Raw genomic sequence first — 242 nt, forward strand, 5'->3', positions numbered from 1 at the left:
CTTCCTGTTCACCGCCGCGCACGGCATGAACGTCATCTTTGCTGAACGGCAGTTTTTGGATGTATTCAGAACGATCCGGGCTCAGGGCGACTTCCGGGTTGACGTGAACATCACGCCATTCGGTATACATATCGGATACCGAGTTAAAGCCGCGGAAATCATCAAAGCCAACGTTCTGCGGCTGCGGCGTGTGGTGGAAAATCGTCGAGAAATATCAGGTTAGCCGGATGTTCTCAGCGCCG

General features: G+C 53.7%; 1 pseudogene. It reads right to left on the reverse strand.

What is annotated here, in order from left to right:
• Window positions 1–184 (reverse strand): annotated as a pseudogene (locus R0J87_RS23985) (hypothetical protein); the annotation flags it as partial.
• Window positions 185–242 lie beyond the last annotated feature (58 nt).

The organism is Halomonas sp. SIMBA_159 (assembly GCF_046536035.1).
Taxonomy (GTDB): Bacteria; Pseudomonadota; Gammaproteobacteria; order Pseudomonadales; family Halomonadaceae; genus Vreelandella; species Vreelandella venusta_A.